Consider the following 14,371-nt stretch of genomic DNA (forward strand, 5'->3'; position numbering starts at 1 on the left):
CGGCGCAGGGAGCCAATACGTGATTACAACTTCAACCGTCGTCAACTCAGTGGTGGAAAAACTCCGCGCGGCGCTGGCCCGCGGTCAGTGGCGCTGCGGTGAAATGCTGCCGGGCCAGCGTGAACTGGCCGAACAATTGGGCATCAGCCGGCCCAGCCTGCGCGAAGCCGTGATTGTTCTGGAAACCCTGGGCCTGGTGCGTTCGATGCCGGGCAAAGGCGTGGTCGTGCTCGATGCGCAACTGAACGACAACCCGAGCCATGACCGTGCAGTCGCCGGCGCCAGCCTTGAAGACGTGCTGCAACTGCGCTACACCCTCGAGCCATTCATTGTCGGTCTGGTCGCGCAATCGATCAGCAGCAAGGAAGTCGGGCAGTTGCGCCTGACCCTGATGGACATGCGCGAAGCCCTGGAAGCGGGCGACAGCGAAGCCGGGGTCAGCGCTTACATCGCCTTTCACGAAGAACTGTTCACCCTGACCTCAAACCCGATTTTCCAGAGCGTCGTGCAGCAGACCAGCAATGCGCTCAAACAAAGCGCCGAAGTGCTGCGCAATTCTCCCGAGCATCTGGCCGAACGTCTGGAAGAAAACGAAGCGGTCGTTCGCGCGATTCGCAGCAAGAACAGCGCGCAGGCCAGCGCCGAAATGCGTCGGCACATTCTGCGGGAGGGCCAGCGCATGGGCGTCGAGCTGAATATCCCGGAAGACAACCTGCCCCACTGAATTACTTTTTGGAGACCGGTCATGAACAGTGTCGCCGCAACGCCGCACGCTCACTCTGCAGGCGCCTCACTGCCCTTCACTCGCCTGCGCGCCGCCGTGGACGATCTGTATCCGCGCCTGCTCGAGGCGATTCTGGAGCAGCTGATCACCCCGGCCAGCCGTTTTACCGAAGACAGCCTGAAACAATGGTTCGGTGCCAGCCGGGCCGACGTGCGCCGGGTGCTGACGCAGCTTTCTCATGAGCACATCGTGGTGCTGCGGGCCAATCATCGACCACGCATCGCTGCGCCTGATGCTGAGCAGACCCGGCAGGCCTTGCATGCGCGGCGTCTGACAGAGGGCACGCTGGTGCGCCTGGCGTGCCAGCGTTCACCGGCTGATGGGATCAAACGTCTGCGCGGGCTGATCGAACGTGAACGTCTGGCGGTCGAGCAGGGTCGACGCGGTGCGGCGATCCGCTTGGCCGGGGAGTTTCATTTGCAGTTGGCAGGAATGGCGGGGAATGCACCGTTGGCGCAATTTCTAGGCAGTCTGGTGCCGCTGACGTCGCTCGCGGTTGCGCGGTGCGAGGGTTCTTCACACAACTGTTGCGCGTGGCAGGAGCATTTGGCGCTGGTCGAGGCGGTGGAATCCGGCCGAGTCGCTGAAGCCATGATGTTGATGAATCAGCATCTCGATCAGCTTGAGCAGACACTGCTGGGGTCGGACCTTGGACAATAGGTTGTTGGTTAGATGGCCATCGCGAGCAGGCTCACTCCTACAAGGGAACGCGTTTCCAATGTAGAAGTGAGCCTGCTCGCGATAGCTGCATCACAGGCTCAGAAAACCCGTCAGGCTGCCGCCACCCGCGCAAACCCCGCCCGAATCTGCTCTTCCGGCAGATCATCGGCAATAAACACCATCACACTTTCGCGCTTCTCACCCTCGGCCCATTCGGTGTCCCAGTCGAAACCGTAAAGTTTCAGCACGCCCTGAAACACCAACCGCCGATCCTCCCCGGCAATGTTCAGCACACCTTTGTAACGCAGCAATTGCTTGCCGTGTTCTTCGAGCAGTTCGTTCATGAACTCGCTGAGCTGATCGATATCCAGCGGCTGATCGGTACGCAGCACCAGGCTGGAAATACGATCGATCGACGGCGCCTTGCCCACCGGGCGCAGGCTCAAGCCGCCGCCAAGATCGGCATTCAGATTGAAGCCGCGCACATCCAGCAGTTCGGCCAGATCGATGTTGCCATGCTCGACCACGCGGATCGGCGCACGGCGGTTGATCCGCGTCAGGCGTTCGCTCAGTGCATTGAAGGTGGCTTTGTCAACCAGATCGGTCTTGCTCACCAGCAGGCGGTCGGCGAAACCGATCTGCGCCTGGGCGATGGTCTGGCTCAGATGCACGTCGGCATGCGCGGCATCGACCAGGGTGATAATGCCGTCGAGCAGATAACGCTCGCGCAGCTCTTCATCGATGAAAAACGTCTGCGCCACCGGCGCCGGATCGGCCAGGCCGGTGCACTCGATGACCAGACGATCAAACGCGATCTCGCCGCTGTCCAGCCGCTCGAGCAGCAGGTACAGCGCCTTGGTCAGGTCGGTGTGAATGGTGCAGCAGACGCAGCCGTTGGCCAGGGTCATGACTTGCACCGGCTCGTCACCGAGCAACTGGGTGTCGATGCCGGCGTCGCTGAATTCGTTTTCGATCACGGCGATTTTCAGGCCGTGCTCGGCTTTGAGCAGGTGGCGCAGCAGCGTGGTCTTGCCGGCGCCGAGGAAACCGCTAAGGACCGTGACCGGAATGGGAGAGGACAAAACTCGATCTCCTTCACAAAATGAATGAACAACGCAAAAACAACTGTGGGAGCGAGCTTGCTCGCGAAAGCGGTGTGCCAGTCAACTATTCATCAACTGACACTCCGTATTCGCGACAGGCTCGCTCCCACAGGGTTAGCACTGGCCTCTGGCTGTCAGCTCAACAGCACTTCGGCCCACCCTTGCCACCGTAACGAGCCTCTTGGCGTTCACGAAAGAACATCTCGTAGCTCATCACCGGTTTGTCCGGGTGTTTGGTTTGCATATGCTCGACGTAGGTGTCGTAGTCGGGCATGCCGACCATCAGGCGTGCGGCCTGACCGAGGTATTTACCGAGGCGACTCAGGTCATTGAACATGCTGCAATCCTCTGGTTACGCATCCGGCAGGGCCTGGAATGGCGATTCTTTATCCGTACGCTCTTTTTTGCCCCAGGCGGCGATGCCGACCTTGAGCGCATAGAACAGGATGCTGAACACCACGAACAGGAACAGCGCGGTGAGCGTGGCGTTGGTATAGGCGTTGAAGATCACGTGCTGCATCTGCTCGACACTTTTCGCCGGTGCCAACACCTGACCATTGGCCAGCGCATCGCTGTACTTCTTGGCCAGCGACAGGAAGCCGATCGCCGGGTTGGCGTCGAACAGTTTGATGAAACCAGCCGTGGTAGTGCAGATCAGCAGCCATGTCGCCGGCAGCAGGGTGACCCAGATGTAGCGCTGGCGCTTCATCTTGATCAGGACCACGGTGCCGAGCATCAGCGCGATACCGGCGAGCATCTGGTTGGAGATGCCGAACAGAGGCCACAAGGTGTTGATGCCGCCCAGTGGATCAATCACGCCCTGGTACAGCAACCAGCCCCACATCGCCACACAGCCGGCGGTGGCGATCAGGTTGGCGGTCCACGATTCGGTACGTTTCAGCGCCGGAACGAAGGAGCCAAGCAGGTCTTGCAGCATGAAACGACCGGCACGGGTACCGGCGTCGACTGCGGTCAGAATGAACAGCGCTTCGAACAGGATTGCGAAGTGGTACCAGAACGCCATGGTGTTTTCACCCGGCAGGACACTGTGCAGGATCTGCGCAATACCCACTGCCAGGGTCGGCGCACCACCGGCGCGAGCCAGAATGGTGGTTTCACCGATGTCATGGGCAACCGCTTGCAACGCTTCAGGCGTGATCGCGAAGCCCCAACTGGTGACCATCTGCGCCACTGACGCGGCATCACTGCCAACCACGGCGGCCGGGCTGTTCATGGCGAAGTACACACCCGGCTCGATCACCGAAGCGGCAACCATGGCCATGATTGCCACGAACGATTCCATCAGCATGCCGCCGTAACCGATGTAGCGGGCATTGGTTTCGTTATCCAGCAGCTTCGGCGTGGTGCCCGAAGAGATCAGCGCGTGGAAACCCGAAACCGCACCGCAGGCGATGGTGATGAACAGGAACGGGAACAGACCGCCCTTCCACACCGGCCCGGTGCCGTCGACAAACTGGGTCAGCGCCGGCATTTTCAGCTCGGGCATGGTGATCAGGATGCCGATCGCCAGCGCAACGATGGTGCCGATCTTGAGGAATGTCGACAGGTAGTCACGCGGCGCGAGAATCAGCCAGACCGGCAGCGACGCGGCGACAAAACCGTAACCGACCAGCATCCAGGTAATCTGCACACCGGTGAAGGTGAAGGCTTTGGCCCATACCGGATCGGCAGCAATCTGCCCGCCCAGCCAGATCGAACCGAGCAGCAGCAATACGCCGACTACCGAGATCTCGCCGATGCGGCCCGGGCGGATGTAGCGCATGTAGATGCCCATGAACATCGCGATCGGGATGGTCGCCATCACGGTGAAGATGCCCCATGGGCTTTCCGCCAGTGCCTTGACCACGATCAGCGCCAGCACCGCAAGGATGATGATCATGATCAGGAAGCAGCCAAACAGCGCGATGGTCCCGGGAATCCGGCCCATTTCTTCGCGCACCATGTCGCCCAGGGAACGGCCGTTGCGTCGGGTCGACATGAACAAGACCATGAAGTCCTGCACCGCGCCCGCCAGCACCACACCGGCAATCAGCCAGAGCGTCCCGGGCAGGTAGCCCATCTGCGCCGCCAGTACCGGGCCGACCAGCGGCCCCGCGCCAGCGATGGCCGCGAAGTGGTGACCGAAAAGAATGTGTTTGTTGGTCGGCACGTAGTCCAGACCGTCGTTGTTGAGCACGGCGGGGGTGGCCCGTCGCGCGTCGAGCTGCATCACGTTGTTGGCGATGAACAGACTGTAGTAACGGTACGCAACCAGATAAATGGCCACGGCAGCGACCACAATCCACAAGGCGTTGATCGCCTCGCCGCGGCGCAATGCCACTACGCCCAGGGCGCACGCTCCTACGATTGCCAGCACTAGCCAGGGTAAGTGGCGTAGCAGGCTATTATTATTTTTCATTTTTTTATTCCAGCCAGGGTGGACAAGAAAGACAGCCACCCCGAGTTTAGCGCTACTGGCGGCAAAGGCCATACCCCGACATTGGTCTATCTGGCCCCACGCGCGCTGGCACGCTCGGACAAGGCGGGTCTATAGTCAGGCAACCTTCGGAGGATTGCGCCATGAGCGAGCACCCAGCCAACCGTCGTCGCTTCAAACGTATTGCGTTCGATGCCAGAACCGAGCTGAGTCAAGGCGAGTACATCTGGCCGGTCAAACTGATCGACCTGTCACTCAAGGGATTGCTGATCGAGCGGCCGGAACCATGGCTCGGCGATCGGGAAAAGGATTTTTTCGTCGACATTCATCTGAGCGATGACGTCGACATAGAGATGGACGTGCAACTGGCCCACGAGGAAGACGGCCATTTGGGGTTCATCTGCCGACATATCAGCCTGGAGTCGATCCAGCGCTTGCGGCGGCTGATCGAGCTGAATCTGGCTGACGAGGCCGAGCTTGAGCGCGAACTGGGCGCCCTGATCGAGATCTAGCCATCACTACAAATCCCCTGTGGGAGCGAGCCTGCTCGCGAAGACGGTATGTCATTGAACAATGATGCCGGCTGACACGCCCCCTTCGCGAGCAGGCTCGCGCCCACAGGTTCGCAGTTCACTCAAACAATGCGTCGAGGGCTTGTTCGAGGCGGGTGACGGCAATGATCTGCAACCCTGCCGGCGATTCCTTCGGCGCGTTGCCCTTGGGCACGATCGCGCGCTTGAAACCATGTTTGGCCGCTTCCTTCAAGCGCTCCTGCCCGCTCGGCACCGGGCGCACTTCGCCGGACAGACCGACCTCGCCAAATACCAGCAGATCATGCGGCAGCGGCCGGTTGCGCAAGCTCGACATGACCGCCGCCATCAGCGCCAGATCGGAGGCGGTTTCCAGCACCTTGACCCCGCCGACCACGTTGAGGAACACGTCCTGATCGTGGGTCGGAATCCCCCCATGGCGATGCAGAACCGCGAGCAACATTGCCAAGCGGTTCTGATCCAGACCCAGCGTCACCCGGCGCGGATTGGCCAGATGGCTGTCGTCGACCAGCGCCTGCACTTCCACCAGCATGGGCCGGGTGCCTTCCCACGTCGCCATGACCACGCTGCCCGGGACTTCCTCCTGAGCGCGTGTGAGAAAGATCGCCGAAGGGTTGGAGACTTCTTTCAAGCCCTTGTCGGTCATGCCGAACACGCCCAGCTCGTTGACCGCGCCGAAACGGTTCTTCACCGCGCGCAACAAGCGCAGGCGCCCATCGGATTCGCCTTCGAAATACAGCACGGTGTCGACCATGTGCTCAAGCACACGGGGACCGGCCAATGCGCCTTCCTTGGTGACGTGGCCGACCAGGAAAATCGCCGTACCGCTCTGTTTGGCGTAACGCACCAGCAGCGCCGCACTTTCGCGCACCTGAGAAACGCCGCCGGGCGCCGATTGCAGCTGTTCGGTGAAAATCGTCTGGATCGAGTCGATTACCATCACCTTGGGTTTTTCCTGGCGGGCGGTGGCAATGATGGTTTCGATGCAGGTTTCGGTCATCACGCGTAGCTGGTCCTGCGGCAAGCCGAGGCGGCGTGCGCGCATGGCTACTTGCTGCTGGGATTCTTCGCCGGTGACGTACAGCGCTGGCATGCTTTTGGCGAGGTTGCACAGGGTTTGCAGCAGAATCGTCGACTTGCCGATGCCCGGATCGCCGCCGATGAGCACCACCGAGCCGTCGACCAGACCGCCCCCGAGCACGCGATCGAGTTCACCGGACGCTGTGGAAAAACGCGGGATTTCTTCGATGCTGACTTCGGCCAGGGTCTTGATCTGCGCTTGTTGCCCGGCCCAACCGGTGCGCCCGGTAGGTGCCGTGGCGCCGCCGCTTTCAATCATGGTTTCGGTCAGCGTGTTCCACGCGCCGCATTCACCGCACTGGCCGGCCCACTTGGGAAAGGTTGCGCCGCACTCGGTGCAGCCGTACATGCGCTTGGCCTTGGCCATCAGAACCCCCGACAAAAACCGCGATGATAACCCACAGGCCGCAGATCAGCGCGGCGCCGGAGTGCGGATTTCACCGCTGGCCAGACGTGCGGCGCTGTTGCCCAACGGGTCTTCGGCGTTCAGGTCGGCGCCCTTGGCTTTGAGCGCATCGAGCAATTCCAGACGCTTGAACAACCCGGCATACATCGCCGCCGTCTGCCCGGCGCCGTTGCGTTGATCGGGGCTGCAATCGGTAGCCATCAAGCGCCGGGCGATCTGTACTTCGCCCTTGAAGATCGCGCCCATCAGCGCCGTGTTGCCGCGCTGATCCTGAGCGCACGCATCGGCGCCGGCAGCGAGCAAGCGTTCCACCGCGGGCGCCTGACCGTGATAAGCGGCGAGGATCAGCGCGGTGTATCCCTTGCTGTCGCGGGTGTCGAGGGAATAGCCCGATTCGATGAACGCCTCGAGCATCGGCACATCCCCGCGCCGCGCCGCGTCGAAATAGTAGTCGCGCAATTGTGCCTGGATCGCCTCGGGCCTCTGGTCGACCGGTGCCGCCCATACGTTAAGCGACAGGCACGCGACCAATATGAAAAAGCAGGTTCGCATCAGCAGTCTCCTTGAACGGAACGGGGCCTGATGCAGGCCCCGCGGGGTGTTACTGCACTAATCAGTCGACCAGTTTTGCCGCCAGGGCCTTGACCCGGCTCAAGTCGCCCTTGGCCACTTGCGTCACGTTGGTGCCATATTCCGGATCGGCCTTGTACAGGAAGGACAGGATGATGTGCTTGCTTTCATCGTCAGTGCTGGCCAGCGAGCCACCGAAGCTGTCGATCAGGTCGCGACGCTCTTTCTTGCTGAACGAGCGATACAGATCGCCGGCCTGTTTGAAGTTCTGCTCGCGCTGGATCTTCGCCTGCTGAGTGCTGCCCGACAGCGCCAGTTGGCTGTAACGCGCGCTTGAGGTCTCTTCACGCGGTTGCAGACGGCTTGGCTGATAGTTCACACCGCTGCTGCTGGCGCCAAAGTTCATGGCACCGTCCTGATTACCATTGTTCAGCGCAACTTTCGGCGCGTTGATTGGCAATTGCAGAGCATTGGCGCCCAGGCGATACATTTGTGTATCGGCGTAGGAGAACACTCGGCCCTGCAATAAACGGTCTTCGGAAGGTTCGATACCCGGAACGACATTAGCCGGAGCCATTGCAACTTGTTCGGTTTCCTGGAAGACATTCGCCGGATTACGATTCAAGACCATTTGTCCAACTTTTCGCTCAGCAATACCCGGCCAGATCTTGGTGGCATCCAATGGATCAAAATCAAACTTGGACAAATCCTGCGGTTTCAGAACTTGAACGTACAAGTCCCATTTTGGGAAGTTGCCTTTATTGATATTGCTCACCAGATCATTGGTCATATGACTGTAATCCTGACCCTGAACTTTCGCGACTTGTTCTGGCGTCAGGTTATTGAGCCCTTGCAAGCTCTTCCAGTGAAACTTGACGTAGTGAACTTCGCCTTTGGCGTTGACCAACTTATAGGCATGAACACCGTTGCCGTCCATCTCCCGATAACTGGCCGGTGTTCCCGCGTTCGAATACAACTCGGTCAACGTACGAGTGGCTTCCGGTACATGAGAGAAAAAGTCGAAGCGGCGCGAATCGTCGTCCAGGTTGGTCCGCGGATCAGGCTTGAACGCGTGGACCATGTCGGGAAACTTGATCGCGTCGCGAATGAAGAAAGTCGGGAAGTTGTTGCCCACCAGGTCCCAGTTACCGTCAGCGGTGTAGAACTTGGTGGCGAAACCGCGTGGGTCACGCAAGGTTTCCGGCGAGTGATTGCCATGCACCACCGCCGAGAAACGCACGAATACTGGTGTGGTCTGGCCGGCGGCGAACACCTTGGCCTTGCTCAGGTCGCTGAGGTCGTTGGTCACCGTGAATGTGCCGTGAGCACCCGTACCACGGGCGTGCACCACGCGCTCGGGAATGCGCTCGCGATCAAACCGCTGCAGTTTCTGGATCAGTTGCACGTCTTGCAGCAGAACCGGGCCGTTGGCGCCAGCGGTCTGCGAATTCTGGTTATCACCGACGGCAGCGCCGTTATCGCGTGTCAGTGGCGCTGCAGTCACGGAGAAACTCAGCAGGCTGGCGGTCAGTACACCAAGCGTGCGGCGACGGGGAAAAGCCCCCAGTCCAAATGCGGAAGTCATATCAGGATCCTCTGGTTGTTTTGCGGCGCATCCAGGTGCGCCATCCCAAGGCTAGAGGCCTGCGACGAGGAACATAAATAGAAAGAACGTAACGCCGTGATTGAGAAAAATGGCTTCCCGGTCAGAGATTTACGCGCTATTTCGCGCGCGATTGCTGGCACTTTGCAAACTAATCGTCTATTGATGTGTCGATAAAAACGGGGATTGTAAGAAGGTGTTTCGCGCAGGACGCGTTTCGCTGATTTACACTGCCTTCACCAAACTCATCTGTAACAAGGAAATAACTATGGGCGTGCTTAGCGAGTTCAAGGCCTTCGCGGTCAAAGGCAATGTGGTCGACATGGCCGTCGGTATCATCATCGGTGCGGCGTTCGGCAAGATCGTTTCGTCGTTTGTCGGTGACGTGATCATGCCGCCAATCGGCCTGTTGATCGGCGGGGTGGACTTCAGTGATCTGGCCATCACGCTCAAAGCCGCCGAGGGCAACACGCCCGCAGTGATGCTGGCTTACGGCAAGTTCATCCAGACGGTGCTGGACTTCATCATTGTCGCTTTCGCTATCTTCATGGGCGTCAAAGCCATCAACCGCCTCAAGCGCGAAGAAGCCGTAGCCCCGACCGCACCGCCGATCCCGAGCAAGGAAGAGCAACTGCTGGGCGAAATCCGCGACCTGCTCAAGGCGCAGAACGAGCGGCCCTGAATCGTTCGCCTTTAACAAAACAACGGCACCTGCGGGTGCCGTTTCGTTACCAGTAATTTTCCACGGCGACCTGGCCGGGCCGGCGCGTCAGGCTCAGGCGCATGTCCCTCTGTTTAAGCAGCGCACGGGTCTCGTCGATCATCTGCGGATTGCCGCACAACATGACCCGTGAATGTTCCGCCGACAGTTCCACGCCTGCCGCACGCTCCAGTTCACCGCTTTCGATCAGCGTGGTAATGCGCCCATGCAGGGCCCCAGGGTGCGCCTCACGCGTCACCGTCGCGATGAACTGCAACTTGTGCGCGTATTCGCTGAGGTAGTCGCGTTGGTTAAGGCCGGCAATCAGTTCCTGATAAGCCAGCTCGCGGGCCTCGCGCACGCTGTAGACCAGAATGATGCGCTCGAATTTTTCCCACACTTCGAAGTCCTGCAGGATCGACAAAAACGGCGCCACCCCAGTGCCCGTCGACAGCAGCCAGAGATCGCGGCCGTCAACGAAACGATCAAGGGTCAGGTAGCCGAATGCCTGGCGATCGACCAGCAACGTATCGCCCACCTGCAGCCGGCTCAGTTCGCTGGTGAACTCACCGCCCGGCACGACAATGGAGAAGAACTCGAGAAACTCGTCAAACGGTGACGAGACCATCGAATACGCGCGCCAGGCAACACTGCCATCGGCCTTGGCCACACCGAGCCGGGCGAACTGCCCGGCGCGAAAACGAAACCCGGCATCGCGAGTGGTGCGCAGGGTAAACAGATTCGGGGTCAGAGGTTTGACGTCGAGCAAGGTTTGCGTGGTGTATTTCTCTGCGCTGGCGGTCATGGGGTACTCCATTGAACGGTTGCTGCCAGTCTCGCGCAAAAAGACGCGGTTAAACACCGACGATTGATAATGGTATTGAGCCCGCGCCGAACGAGAGATTCACTCGAAAGTGATCGCGGCGATCAGAATTGGAGTGATTACTTAAGATGATAACGTCAATGTAATACATCAATTATTAAGAACGCTTTATCCAAATATCTTACTGTGCAATACCAAAAAAATTCATAGCTCAGTGTATGAAACGTCCTACACTTCGATGCGTGCCGGATCTTTTGGATCCATTAGGCGCCCCCCCCGTAACGTCCTGGAGCGTTTCCCAATGGAAACATGGAAGGAATCACAGCTGAAACAATTGACGTTTGCCAAGGGCATTGATGCTGCTTATCCGATACTGCTGCGATTTGCCGAAAATCTCGGATTTAATTTTTGTGCGATTTCAGTTGTTCCATTACACCGCGACATGCAGCTCAAGCCCCTGCAAATCAATAACTATCCTGAAGAGTGGAACAGTCAATATGAACAGAACAGTTACATAAAAACCGACCCTTTGATATCACACTGCAATCACTCCATGTCACCCATAGTCTGGACCGAATCGCTGTTTACAGAGTCCCACGACATATGGCTGGGTTTGCAAAAACATGGATTGCAGAATGGCTGGTCGCAATCGTTTCATCATGAACCGAGCGGTTTGTGCAGCATTATCAGCCTGGCGCGCCGACACTGCTCCATCAGCCCATTGGAGCTGTATGAGCATTTTGGGTACATGTTCTACGCCAGCAGCCATTTGAGTGAACTGTTCGCCCGGACCCTTCCGGCAGAAGCGCTCAAGCCCCGCCAACCTCAGCTCTCCACGCGAGAACTGCAGGTCCTGAAACTGTCAGCCGTTGGCAAGACCGCCTATGAAATCTCGAAAATCCTTAGCCTCAGCGAACGCACCGTGAATTACCATGTGCAGAACCTGATCATCAAACTCAACGTTTGCAACAAGATCTCCGCCGTTATCGCAGCCGCCAGAGCCGGCATCATCTGATCGCTCAGCCGCGCTTTCCTTGTAATCACACGGGTAATGCCAAAGAAATAAACGTAACATTCGTAACCTTCCTGAGTGATGACGCCAGCAGAATGCGTTGCCTTACACTCGGTCGGTTCCGCCGCACACGCCAGGGCTGCGGAATATCCGTTGATCATCCCTGAGTCCCGCCCCATGCCTTTGCTTGAAACGCCCTTCGCCCAACTCGACCTGATCCGCCAGCCTGAGCAGCAGAACGAGCCGCTGCAAGCCTTCGATGCCGCCGACGAATACCTGCTCAATCATCTCGCGGCGCAGCAACCGACGGCCGACACTCGCGTGCTGGTGCTCAACGACAGCTTCGGCGCGCTGGCTGCCAGCCTGCTCGGCAAGGTCAAGGTCAGCAGCAGCGGCGACTCGTTTCTGGGTTTTCAGGGGCTGGAGAAAAACCTGCTGCGCAACGGTCATGCTTTCGATGCCGTGCGCGGTATTGCGGCCAGCGAGCCATTGGTCGGGCCGTTCGACCGGGTGCTGATCCGGGTGCCGAAAACCCTCGCGCTGCTGGAAGAACAACTGATCCGCCTGCAAGGGCAACTCGCGCCCGGCGCCGAGGTGATCGCCGCTGCGATGGTCAAGCACCTGCCGCGCGCCGCCGGTGACCTGCTCGAGCGTTACATCGGCCCGGTACAAGCCTCGCTCGCGGTGAAAAAGGCCCGCCTGCTGATTGCCACGCCGCAAACCAAGGCTGCGGTGGCCGTCTCGCCCTACCCGACGCGCTATCGCCTCGACGAGCCGCCGATCGAATTGCTCAACCACGCCAACGTATTTTGCCGCGAAGGTCTGGACATCGGCACCCGCGCCTTCCTGCCGCACTTGCCGAAAAACCTCGGCCAGGCCCGAGTCGCCGATCTGGGCTGTGGCAACGGCGTGCTGGCCATCGCCAGCGCTTTGCAGAACCCGGATGCGCATTACACGCTGGTCGATGAATCATATATGGCGGTGCAATCGGCCCTGGAAAACTGGCGGGCCGCACTGGGCGACCGCGAGGTGATCGTGCGTGCCGCCGATGGCCTGGCCGGGCAAGAGGCGCAATCGCTGGATGTGGTGCTGTGCAACCCGCCGTTCCATCAGCAGCAGGTGGTTGGCGACTTCCTCGCCTGGCGCATGTTCCAGCAGGCGCGCGAAGCGCTGGTGGTTGGCGGTGCGTTGTACATCGTCGGCAACCGCCATCTGGGTTACCACAGCAAACTCGCGCGCCTGTTCCGTGGCGTCGAGCAAGTGGCGGCGACGCCGAAGTTTGTCATCCTCAAAGCGCGCAAATAAATCCGCAGACGAAAAGAACCCTCCGCAAGGAGGGTTGGCAAATCCTTCCCCGAAGGCGCTGGGACAGGATGATTTCAGTGCGTGGTCAGGCCTGCTGCGTTCATGAACATACGCATCAGGCTGGCAGCGATAAACAGCACCCCCACGCTACCGACCCAGATCAGGGCCAGCCAGCCGAGCCGCTGCCACAGCGGTTTTTTTTCGGCTTGTTCAATGTCGTGCAGGGAATGTTTGCCGGTCATTGCATCGATCTCCGTTAAGCCAAGGCGTCACTGCGGACGCCTTCGCGAGCAGGCTCGCTCTTACAAGAGGAGCCCGGCAGCAGACTAGTGATAACCGTCTTCATGGGTCACCTTGCCGCGGAACACGTAGTAGCTCCAGAAGGTGTAACCCAGGATGAACGGAATGATGAACAGCGTGCCCACCAGCATGAAGCCCTGACTTTGCGGCGGTGCCGCGGCGTCCCAGATCGAAATCGATGGCGGCACGATGTTCGGCCACAGGCTGATGCCCAGACCGCTGTAGCCGAGAAAGATCAGCACCAGCGTCAGCAGAAACGGCGTGTAGTTGGCGTTACGCGCCACAGCGCGGATCAAGCCATACAGTGTCACCAGCACCAGAATCGGCACCGGCATGAACCAGAACAGGTTCGGCATGGTGAACCAGCGTGAAGCGATTTCCGGGTGCGCCAGTGGCGTCCACAGGCTGACCACGCCAATCACCGCCAGCAACACGAAGGCCAATGGCCGCGCCAGATCGTGCATCTGCTCTTGCAGCTTGCTTTCGGTCTTCATGATCAGCCAGGTGCAGCCGAGCAAGGCATAGGCGACCACCAGGGCGGCGCCGCAGAACAGGGTGAACGGGGTCAGCCAGTCCATCGAACCGCCGGCGAACTGGCGGTTGATCACCGGCAAACCATCGATGAACGCCCCCAGCGCCACGCCCTGAAAAAATGTCGCCGCGATCGAGCCACCGATGAACGCCTTGTCCCACAGATGACGTTTTTCATCCTTGGCCTTGAAGCGGAACTCGAAGGCCACACCGCGAAAGATCAGCCCCATCAGCATGAAGATCAGCGGCAGATACAGCGCTGAAAGCACCACCGAATAGGCCAGCGGGAACGCGCCGAACAACGCCGCGCCGCCGAGTACCAGCCAGGTTTCGTTGCCGTCCCAGACCGGGGCGACGGTGTTCATCATCACGTCACGGTCGGTCTTGCCCGGAACGAACGGGAAAAGAATCCCGATGCCCAGGTCGAAACCGTCCATGACCACGTACATCATGATGCCGAAGATGATGATCACGGCCCAGATCAACGGAAGATCAATACCCATGGC

15 protein-coding genes are annotated in these 14,371 nt (G+C 59.5%); 6 read left to right on the plus strand and 9 right to left on the minus strand.

The window, feature by feature from the left end; translation table 11 throughout:
- Positions 1 to 19: 19 nt before the first annotated feature.
- On the plus strand, positions 20 to 724 hold the full coding sequence (locus V6F91_RS22490) for a FadR/GntR family transcriptional regulator (RefSeq protein ID WP_332768288.1): 705 nt from the start codon (positions 20 to 22) through the stop codon (positions 722 to 724).
- A gap of 21 nt (positions 725 to 745) precedes the next feature.
- On the plus strand, positions 746 to 1,444 hold the full coding sequence (locus tag V6F91_RS22495; RefSeq protein WP_332768290.1) for a GntR family transcriptional regulator: 699 nt from the start codon (positions 746 to 748) through the stop codon (positions 1,442 to 1,444).
- Between the two features lie 110 nt (positions 1,445 to 1,554).
- Here the strand turns inward: V6F91_RS22495 and yjiA are convergent, their stop codons facing one another.
- The 3 genes from yjiA to V6F91_RS22510 all read right to left on the minus strand — a co-directional run bounded on the left by yjiA (position 1,555) and on the right by V6F91_RS22510 (position 4,966).
- Positions 1,555 to 2,526 carry a GTPase gene (gene yjiA, locus V6F91_RS22500; RefSeq protein WP_332768292.1) on the minus strand — a complete coding sequence of 324 codons (972 nt, stop codon included), beginning with the start codon at positions 2,524 to 2,526 and terminating at the stop codon, positions 1,555 to 1,557.
- Positions 2,527 to 2,686: 160 nt separating this feature from the next.
- Positions 2,687 to 2,884 carry a YbdD/YjiX family protein gene (locus V6F91_RS22505; protein ID WP_003228401.1) on the minus strand — a complete coding sequence of 66 codons (198 nt, stop codon included), beginning with the start codon at positions 2,882 to 2,884 and terminating at the stop codon, positions 2,687 to 2,689.
- A 15-nt stretch (positions 2,885 to 2,899) separates the two neighbouring features.
- On the minus strand, positions 2,900 to 4,966 hold the full coding sequence (locus V6F91_RS22510) for a carbon starvation CstA family protein (RefSeq protein ID WP_332768295.1): 2,067 nt from the start codon (positions 4,964 to 4,966) through the stop codon (positions 2,900 to 2,902).
- A 161-nt stretch (positions 4,967 to 5,127) separates the two neighbouring features.
- Between V6F91_RS22510 and V6F91_RS22515 the strand changes: the two genes are divergently transcribed.
- On the plus strand, positions 5,128 to 5,496 hold the full coding sequence (locus V6F91_RS22515; RefSeq protein ID WP_332768297.1) for a PilZ domain-containing protein: 369 nt from the start codon (positions 5,128 to 5,130) through the stop codon (positions 5,494 to 5,496).
- Between the two features lie 118 nt (positions 5,497 to 5,614).
- Here V6F91_RS22515 and radA read toward each other — a convergent pair whose 3' ends face one another.
- From radA to katB, 3 genes are all read right to left on the minus strand, one after another.
- A complete protein-coding gene (gene radA, locus V6F91_RS22520) occupies positions 5,615 to 6,982 on the minus strand; it encodes a DNA repair protein RadA (RefSeq protein WP_095181861.1) in 1,368 nt (455 codons plus the stop codon).
- 45 nt (positions 6,983 to 7,027) lie between these two features.
- Positions 7,028 to 7,573, minus strand: a complete 546-nt coding sequence (locus V6F91_RS22525) for an ankyrin repeat domain-containing protein (protein ID WP_332768302.1) — start codon at positions 7,571 to 7,573, stop codon at positions 7,028 to 7,030.
- 61 nt (positions 7,574 to 7,634) lie between these two features.
- Positions 7,635 to 9,176: a catalase KatB gene (gene katB, locus V6F91_RS22530; RefSeq protein WP_332768304.1), complete on the minus strand. Its 1,542-nt coding sequence runs from the start codon at positions 9,174 to 9,176 to the stop codon at positions 7,635 to 7,637.
- A 286-nt stretch (positions 9,177 to 9,462) separates the two neighbouring features.
- Here katB and mscL point away from each other — a divergent pair, with 286 nt between their 5' ends.
- Positions 9,463 to 9,876: a large-conductance mechanosensitive channel protein MscL gene (mscL, locus tag V6F91_RS22535; protein WP_203419572.1), complete on the plus strand. Its 414-nt coding sequence runs from the start codon at positions 9,463 to 9,465 to the stop codon at positions 9,874 to 9,876.
- Between the two features lie 46 nt (positions 9,877 to 9,922).
- Here mscL and V6F91_RS22540 read toward each other — a convergent pair whose 3' ends face one another.
- The gene (locus V6F91_RS22540; protein ID WP_332768307.1) at positions 9,923 to 10,699 is read right to left on the minus strand and encodes a ferredoxin--NADP reductase; all 777 of its coding nucleotides are present in this window, start codon (positions 10,697 to 10,699) and stop codon (positions 9,923 to 9,925) included.
- A gap of 319 nt (positions 10,700 to 11,018) precedes the next feature.
- Between V6F91_RS22540 and V6F91_RS22545 the strand changes: the two genes are divergently transcribed.
- Both V6F91_RS22545 and V6F91_RS22550 read left to right on the plus strand, forming a co-directional pair.
- Positions 11,019 to 11,732, plus strand: coding sequence for an autoinducer binding domain-containing protein (locus tag V6F91_RS22545; RefSeq protein WP_332768309.1), 714 nt, complete (start codon positions 11,019 to 11,021; stop codon positions 11,730 to 11,732).
- Positions 11,733 to 11,906: 174 nt separating this feature from the next.
- Complete coding sequence (locus V6F91_RS22550; protein WP_332768311.1) at positions 11,907 to 13,034, plus strand: class I SAM-dependent methyltransferase; 1,128 nt, start codon at positions 11,907 to 11,909, stop codon at positions 13,032 to 13,034.
- A 74-nt stretch (positions 13,035 to 13,108) separates the two neighbouring features.
- Here the strand turns inward: V6F91_RS22550 and V6F91_RS22555 are convergent, their stop codons facing one another.
- The gene (locus tag V6F91_RS22555) at positions 13,109 to 13,276 is read right to left on the minus strand and encodes a DUF2474 domain-containing protein (RefSeq protein WP_150706869.1); all 168 of its coding nucleotides are present in this window, start codon (positions 13,274 to 13,276) and stop codon (positions 13,109 to 13,111) included.
- 84 nt (positions 13,277 to 13,360) lie between these two features.
- A complete protein-coding gene (cydB, locus tag V6F91_RS22560) occupies positions 13,361 to 14,368 on the minus strand; it encodes a cytochrome d ubiquinol oxidase subunit II (RefSeq protein WP_332768315.1) in 1,008 nt (335 codons plus the stop codon).
- Positions 14,369 to 14,371 lie beyond the last annotated feature (3 nt).

The sequence above is a fragment of the Pseudomonas koreensis genome (assembly GCF_036668835.1).
GTDB classification, from domain to species: domain Bacteria; phylum Pseudomonadota; class Gammaproteobacteria; order Pseudomonadales; family Pseudomonadaceae; genus Aquipseudomonas; species Aquipseudomonas koreensis_I.